The following is a 6,526-nucleotide window of genomic DNA, read 5'->3' as shown; positions in this document are numbered from 1 at the left end:
GCGGCCACAGGGGGCCGCCATGCGCGCGCCACGGAGCTATTTTTTCTTCACGGTGATCCGCGCGCGAAGTTCTTCGCGCAGATTGCCTTCGTCTAGCCCGTTATCCCGCGCAAGCCGCTTTAGGCCGAAATGCACGCGCGCCATTTCCTGATAATATCCGGTGAAGGCGTAGTTGATGGCAGCGCCCGCCACGGCACCCAGCACGGGGGCCGCCTGTGCGGCGAGCTTTTGCCCCAGCACCGCCGAAAGCCGGGGGGCGACCTTGGAAATCAGCGCATTCAGGCTTTGCCCCGTTACGGTCATCCGCGCCGCCAGAAACCCGGTTTCGGCACCATCGTCGAGCTTCATCGGCCCGGCGGAGGCGAAAACCGTGATACATTCCATCTGCACCGCCTCGTCAGCCGGGTCAAAACCGTGCTCGGCAGCGATGCCCTGAATGGCGCGCAAAAGCACCGTGACAGTAACCGGCAATTCGGCCATCGCACCGGGCAGGCCTGCAAAACCACCCGCCGCCCCCATTGCGGTGGCAAGCGCGGTATTCAACCAATCTGCCTTGTCAGTCACCATATCGCGCGAGCGGTTCGCGGCACCGAGGGCGGCGCGAAGCGCGGCTTCGGTTGCATCATCAAGGCGGCTTTTCACCGGCGCGGGAAGTTTGTCGAGCAGCGTCTCGGCGCTGCCGCCAACCATGCTGAGAACCTGCATTCCAAGACCGCTGGCACCGCGATGCCGACGCGCCAGCGCATCGAGTGCGGCCACAACCTCGGTATCCGCCAGCGGCGGAAATACCGTCATGCGCGCTGCCGAGTTGCCCGTATCTGCCATCTTACCTCTCCCCCGCCATGCGGAGAATATAGGGGGGCGGGGGCGGCACCAAAAGCCCCTTGCCGCCGATAGCGAGGGGCCGCTTTTTTACGCGGCCTTTGTGACCTCGCCCCGCACGCCGTCCCAAGCGCCGGGTTGCAGGGCAAGGCCCAAGATGCGGTCGGGGTTGGTGGGCGGCGGCATCAGCACGCCCTCTAGCCGGGTAAAGCCAAAGCGGTTGTAGTAGGGCGCATCGCCCACCAGAAGCACGCGTTCCCAGCCCAGCCTGCGCGCCTCGGCAAGGCTTTCGTGCATCAAAAGCCCGCCCAAGCCCTCGCCCTGACGGGTTGGGTGCACCGCGATCGGGCCGAGTAGCAGCACACGTTTGCCGCCCACCAGCACCGGCCAATAGCGGATGACCGCGGCCAGCACCCCATCGCCGTCGCGCAGAACGAGGCAAAGTTCTGTCACCGGGCGCACGCCATCGCGCAACCGATATGAGGAAAGGGCAGTGCGGCCGGGAGCAAAGCAGAGGTCGTAAAGCGCCTCTACCTCCCACCAGTCTGCCTCGGTTTCTTCTTCGAGCCGATACACGCCTCGCTGCCCCTTTCCCCGAATCTGCTTGAAATCGCGCGTAACATGCGCGCTTGTCGGGGGCAAATCCCAAGAGGTGCGCCCATGTTCTATCGCCCCGAAGATGGCCACGGCCTGCCGCATAATCCGTTCAGCGCAATCGTGGCACCGCGCCCGATTGGCTGGATTGCGACACGCGGCAGTTTGGGCTGCAACCTTGCGCCCTATTCGTTTTTCAACGCCGTGGCCTATAGCCCGCCGCAGGTTATCTTTGCCTCGACCTCGGCCAAGCCTGACCGCGCGGGCACCAAGGACAGCATGGCCAATATTCGCGAAAGCGGGGTGTTTTCGGTCAATATCGTTTCGCGCGAAATGCTGGAGCGGATGAACGAAACCTCGGCCGTGCTGCCCGCCGAGGTGGACGAGTTTGACCATGCCGGGGTGGAAAAGGCCGAATGTGTCAGCATCCCTTGCCCGCGCGTGGCCGCCGCCCCCGCGACGCTGGAATGTCGGCTTGTGCAGATTGTGCAGTTGCGGGGGGCGGCCAATTTTTTGGCGATTGGCGAGGTTACGGGGGTGCATATCGCGCCCGAATGCCTGCGCGATGGGCGCGTGGTGTTGCCTGCCTCGGGCTTGATGGCGCGGATGGGCTATCAGGATTACGCGGTGATCGAGCAGGTTATTTCCCTGCCCCGGCCCGGCGAGCGCTAAGGCTGCGAGCCGCAACCCTTGACCGGCAGGGGGTGGGTGCGCGAGACTCGGGGCCGCAAGGAGGAGGCAGATCATGGCTGGTGGTTGGGCGCGCGACGGTGCGGTGAACGAGCAGATCGAGGCATCGATTGCCGACGAGATCCGCCGGATGCAGGCACGGCCCACGCCGCAGGGCGAAAGCCTGACCCATTGCGCCGAATGCGACGAGCCGATTTCCGAAGCGCGCAGGCAAGCAGTGCCGGGGGTCAAGCTGTGCCTCGAGTGCCAAAAGGCCCGCGACGCCCGCCCCACCCAGCGCGGCGGCATCAACCGGCGGGGCACCAAGGATAGTCAGTTGAAGTAAGGGGGGTGGCGCGCGCCACCCCGGCAAATCAGGCGTTGAACAGGAAGTGCAGCACGTCGCCGTCTTGCACCACATAGGTCTTGCCTTCGATGCGGAACTTGCCGGCCTCTTTGGCGCCCGCCTCGCCTTTTCCGGCGATGTAGTCGGCGTAGGCGATGGTTTCGGCGCGGATGAAGCCACGTTCGAAATCGCCGTGGATCACCCCGGCGGCTTGCGGCGCGGGGGTGCCTTTGGCAATCGTCCAGGCGCGCGCCTCTTTGGGGCCGACGGTGAAGTAGGTTTGCAGGCCCAGAAGGTCGTGCCCGGCGCGGATCAGCCGGTCTAGCCCCGCCTCGTGCAGGCCCATTTCTTCCAGAAACATCGCCGCTTCGTCGGCGGGCAGTTGGGCGATTTCTTCTTCGATGCGGGCCGAAATGACCACCGTGGCCGCACCCTCGCGCGCGGCCATTTCGGCCACTTTTTCGGTCAGCGCGTTGCCGGTGGCGGCGGCGGATTCTTCGACGTTGCAGACATAAAGCACGGGCTTGGCGGTCAGCAGTTGCAGCAGCGACCAGGTGCGGCGATCATCTTCGGCCACTTTCACGCTGCGGGCGGGGCGGCCTTCGGCAAGGGCTGCCTGCGCGGCCTTCAAAAGGCGGTCTTGATCGAGCGCCTCTTTGTCGCCGCCCTTCAGTTTGCGCGAAAGCCCGGCGATACGCTTTTCGACGCTTTCGAGATCGGCGATCATCAATTCGGTTTCGATGGTTTCGGCATCAGCGATCGGGTCGATGCGGCCCTCGACGTGGGTGATATCGCCATCTTCAAAGCAGCGCAGAACATGCGCCACGGCATCCACCTCGCGGATAGTGGCCAGAAACTGGTTGCCAAGGCCCTCGCCGCGGCTGGCACCCTTCACGAGGCCCGCGATATCGACGAATGTCATGCGGGTCGGGATGATCTGCTTGGAGCCCGCAATCGCCGCCAGCTTTTCCAGCCGCGGGTCGGGCACGGCGACCTCGCCCACGTTCGGTTCGATCGTGCAGAACGGAAAGTTCGCCGCCTGCGCGGCAGCCGTGCGGGTAAGCGCGTTGAAAAGCGTCGATTTGCCCACATTCGGCAACCCGACGATACCCATTTTGAAACCCATGCCACCGCTCCGCCTTGAAGGTCCGGCGCTTCATAGGCGGAGGGGCGCTGCAAGGCAAGGCAAGGCTTTTCGCGCCGCGCCCTCTTGTGGCAGACTGAGGCGAGAGGAGAAGCCACCATGTCCTTCGTGCCCTATCTGCATTTTGAGGGCCGTTGCGCCGAGGCGATGGCGTTCTACGCCGACCTGTTCGGTGCGACAGACCTGCAACTGATGCGCTATTCCGAGGCACCGGGCGATCAGGCGCTGCCGTCTGATCGCATCATGCACGCGCAGTTTTCGCTGGCGGACGGGGTGCTGATGGCATCCGATTACCCGCCCGGGCCCAGCGAGCGGCAGGCGGCGGTCAGCGTGATGACAACGCCCGCAACCGTTGCCGAAGGCTATCGGCTGCACGCGGCGCTGGCCGAGGGCGGCGCGGAAATCATGCCTTTTGGCCCCACTTTCTGGTCGCCGGGGTTTGGCATGGTCAAGGACCGTTTTGGCACGCACTGGATCATCGGGGTGCAAGGCACCGACTGAGCCATTGATTTTCCGCGCGCCATGCCCCAAACCCGGGCGACATTCGCCAGACCGGGGCCGGACATGACCAGAATCGACGCCACCTTCGCCCGCCTTCGCAGCCAGAACCGCAAGGGTTTCGTCGCCTATATCATGGCGGGCGACCCCGATGTGGCAACCACGCTGGAGCTGATGCGCGGTATGCCCGCGGCAGGGGTGGACGTGATCGAACTTGGGATGCCCTTCACTGACCCGATGGCCGATGGGCCAACCATTCAGTCGGCAGGGCAGCGCGCGCTTGCGGGCGGGCAGACGATGGACAAGACGCTGCAACTGGTCCGCGATTTTCGCGCGGGCGATGCGCAAACCCCGATCGTGCTGATGGGCTATTACAACCCGATCTATGCGCGCGGCGTGCCCCGGTTTCTGGCCGAGGCGGCGGCAGCGGGCGTGGATGGGTTGATCGTTGTCGATCTGCCGCCCGAGGAGGATGCAGAGCTTTGCCTACCCGCGCAGGCGGCGGGGCTGAACTTCATCCGCCTTGCAACACCGACCACCGACGCCAAGCGCCTGCCCAAGGTGTTGGAGAACACGTCGGGCTTTGTCTATTATGTCTCGGTCACGGGCATTACGGGGGCCGCCGCCGCCGAAGCGGCCGAGGTTGGCCCCGAAGTGGCACGGATCAAGGCATCGACGGCGCTGCCGGTGATTGTGGGCTTTGGCATCACTACACCGGAAGCGGCAGAAAGCATTGCCGGGCTGGCCGATGGCTGCGTGGTGGGTTCTGCAATCGTCAAGCTGATCGGCGAGGGCAAGCCGGTGGCCGAAGTGCTGGCCAAGGTGGCCTCACTTGCCGCAGGCGCACACCGCGCCTGACAGGGCTGTGTTAGGGCGGGTAGTGCCACCCGAGGCGTTAGCCTGCCAGCCCCGGTATCGAAAGCCCGAAAGCCTGCGCCAGCAGCACCGCGTTCAGCGATAGCACCACCGCGGCACCCAGCATGGCCAGCGTGCGCACCAGCCGACCGCTGACATAGGGGCCCATGATGTCAGCCCGGCCCGTAAAGATGACGAGTGCGATCATCGGCACCGGCAACGCGATGCTGAGCACGACCTGACTCATCACCAGCGCGTCGGTGGCATTTACCCCGGCTGCAACCACGGCGAAGGCCGGCAGCATGGTGACCGCGCGGCGCAACCAGACCGGGATGCGGATGCGCAGGAAGCCTTGCATGATCATCTGCCCTGCCATGGTGCCGACAACCGAACTGGATATGCCCGAAACGATCAGCGAAATCAGAAACACCGCCGCCGCGGCACCACCCAGAAGCGGCGTCAGCATGTGGTAGGCGGTTTCGATTTCGGCGACATCCGAATGGCCTTTGTGAAAGGCGGAGGCCGCCATCATCACCATCGCCATGTTCACCATGCCCGCCACCGCGAGCGCCAGCACCACCTCGATGTTCGAGAACTTCAGGATCTTGCGCCGCTCTTGTTCGTTGCGCAGCGGGGCGCGGGCCTGCGTCAGCCCGGAATGCAGGTAGATCGCGTGCGGCATCACGGTGGCACCGATAATGCCCACCGCGATCGTCAGCGCCGCCGCATCGGGCAGCTGCGGTGTGACCATGCCCATGGCCGCATCGCCCCAAGCTATTGGCGCGATGATGATTTCGATAAGGTAGCAAAGCCCGATCACCGCCACCAAGGCCCCGATGATCAACTCGATCGGCCGAAAGCCGCGCGCTTCGAACATCAGGATGCCGTAGGTCACGATGGCGGTGACCACCATGCCCGACATCAGCGGCATGTTGAACAAAAGCGCAAGGCCGATAGCCCCGCCCAGAAACTCTGCCAAGTCTGTTGCCATTGCGGCGATTTCGGAGATCACCCACATGACCAGCACCGCCGGGCGGGAGAAATTATCGCGGCAAAGCTCGGCAAGGTTTTTGCCGGTTACAATGCCCAAGCGCGCCGACAGGCCCTGAAACAGCATGGCGATCAGGTTGGCCATCAGCACAACCCACAGCAAAGAAAAGCCGTAGCCCGCGCCGGCCTGAATGTTGGTCGCGTAGTTGCCCGGGTCCATATAGGCGATCGAGGCTATGATCGCGGGCCCTGCGAATAGCAGTATCGCGCGCGGTCCGCTGCGCGAACCTTCCAGCACGGCCGAAATGCCGCTGCGCGTGCGAACGGTGATCGAGCTATCGCTTTTTGCGCCCCGCATGGGAGGGAGCCCTCTGAAATTGCTTATGGCAAATGAAGCCTGGGCTACACTTTTGTCAATAGGCCAATTCCTGACGCCTTATCAACATAACGTAAAAGATTGCGTTCAGGCGACAAAGTGAAGCCTTGGCGCTATCATGTTCCGGCGTTTTCATGAATGATATGCCCGCGTCGGCCCGGCCCGCGCCAGAAACAGGAGGCGCCCGTGCAGCACCCACCACCGCAAGACAGCGAATCCGCCGCGCAGGCAG

The 6,526-nt window shown here is 64.1% G+C and carries 8 protein-coding genes; 4 read left to right on the top strand and 4 right to left on the bottom strand.

Translation table 11 applies throughout. The features are described 5' to 3' along the window. Nucleotides 1-36: 36 nt before the first annotated feature. Nucleotides 37-825, bottom strand: a complete 789-nt coding sequence (locus ABY403_RS12025; protein WP_372841063.1) for an EcsC family protein — start codon at nt 823-825, stop codon at nt 37-39. 87 nt (nt 826-912) lie between these two features. After that, nucleotides 913-1,398: a GNAT family N-acetyltransferase gene (locus tag ABY403_RS12020; RefSeq protein ID WP_372841062.1), complete on the bottom strand. Its 486-nt coding sequence runs from the start codon at nt 1,396-1,398 to the stop codon at nt 913-915. Nucleotides 1,399-1,482: 84 nt separating this feature from the next. On the opposite strand from ABY403_RS12020, the gene ABY403_RS12015 reads away from it, so the two are divergent. Next, complete coding sequence (locus tag ABY403_RS12015; RefSeq protein WP_372841061.1) at nt 1,483-2,088, top strand: flavin reductase family protein; 606 nt, start codon at nt 1,483-1,485, stop codon at nt 2,086-2,088. Nucleotides 2,089-2,161: 73 nt separating this feature from the next. After that, nucleotides 2,162-2,431, top strand: a complete 270-nt coding sequence (locus tag ABY403_RS12010) for a DksA/TraR family C4-type zinc finger protein (RefSeq protein ID WP_372841060.1) — start codon at nt 2,162-2,164, stop codon at nt 2,429-2,431. 28 nt (nt 2,432-2,459) lie between these two features. Here ABY403_RS12010 and ychF read toward each other — a convergent pair whose 3' ends face one another. Then, nucleotides 2,460-3,557 carry a redox-regulated ATPase YchF gene (gene ychF / locus ABY403_RS12005; RefSeq protein WP_372841059.1) on the bottom strand — a complete coding sequence of 366 codons (1,098 nt, stop codon included), beginning with the start codon at nt 3,555-3,557 and terminating at the stop codon, nt 2,460-2,462. Nucleotides 3,558-3,674: 117 nt separating this feature from the next. Between ychF and ABY403_RS12000 the strand changes: the two genes are divergently transcribed. Both ABY403_RS12000 and trpA read left to right on the top strand, forming a co-directional pair. After that, nucleotides 3,675-4,076 carry a VOC family protein gene (locus ABY403_RS12000; RefSeq protein WP_372841058.1) on the top strand — a complete coding sequence of 134 codons (402 nt, stop codon included), beginning with the start codon at nt 3,675-3,677 and terminating at the stop codon, nt 4,074-4,076. A gap of 63 nt (nt 4,077-4,139) precedes the next feature. Beyond that, nucleotides 4,140-4,931 (top strand): tryptophan synthase subunit alpha, encoded by a 792-nt coding sequence (trpA, locus tag ABY403_RS11995; protein WP_372841057.1) that lies wholly within the window; start codon nt 4,140-4,142, stop codon nt 4,929-4,931. Between the two features lie 37 nt (nt 4,932-4,968). Here trpA and ABY403_RS11990 read toward each other — a convergent pair whose 3' ends face one another. Continuing rightward, on the bottom strand, nt 4,969-6,276 hold the full coding sequence (locus ABY403_RS11990) for an Nramp family divalent metal transporter (RefSeq protein ID WP_372841056.1): 1,308 nt from the start codon (nt 6,274-6,276) through the stop codon (nt 4,969-4,971). Nucleotides 6,277-6,526 lie beyond the last annotated feature (250 nt).

The organism is Phaeovulum sp., assembly GCF_041596715.1.
In the GTDB taxonomy this organism is placed as follows: Bacteria; Pseudomonadota; Alphaproteobacteria; order Rhodobacterales; family Rhodobacteraceae; genus UBA6213.
Note: the sequence above shows the minus strand (reverse complement) of the source record. Positions and strands in the feature narration are given on the sequence as shown.

Coding starts and splice junctions, on each gene's coding strand:
- ABY403_RS12025 (WP_372841063.1), bottom strand. CDS start 825: ATGGCAGATACGGGCAACTCGGCAGCGCGCATGACGGTATTTCCGCCG.
- ABY403_RS12015 (WP_372841061.1), top strand. CDS start 1,483: ATGTTCTATCGCCCCGAAGATGGCCACGGCCTGCCGCATAATCCGTTC.
- ABY403_RS12010 (WP_372841060.1), top strand. CDS start 2,162: ATGGCTGGTGGTTGGGCGCGCGACGGTGCGGTGAACGAGCAGATCGAG.
- ychF (WP_372841059.1), bottom strand. CDS start 3,557: ATGGGTTTCAAAATGGGTATCGTCGGGTTGCCGAATGTGGGCAAATCG.
- ABY403_RS12000 (WP_372841058.1), top strand. CDS start 3,675: ATGTCCTTCGTGCCCTATCTGCATTTTGAGGGCCGTTGCGCCGAGGCG.
- trpA (WP_372841057.1), top strand. CDS start 4,140: ATGACCAGAATCGACGCCACCTTCGCCCGCCTTCGCAGCCAGAACCGC.
- ABY403_RS11990 (WP_372841056.1), bottom strand. CDS start 6,276: ATGCGGGGCGCAAAAAGCGATAGCTCGATCACCGTTCGCACGCGCAGC.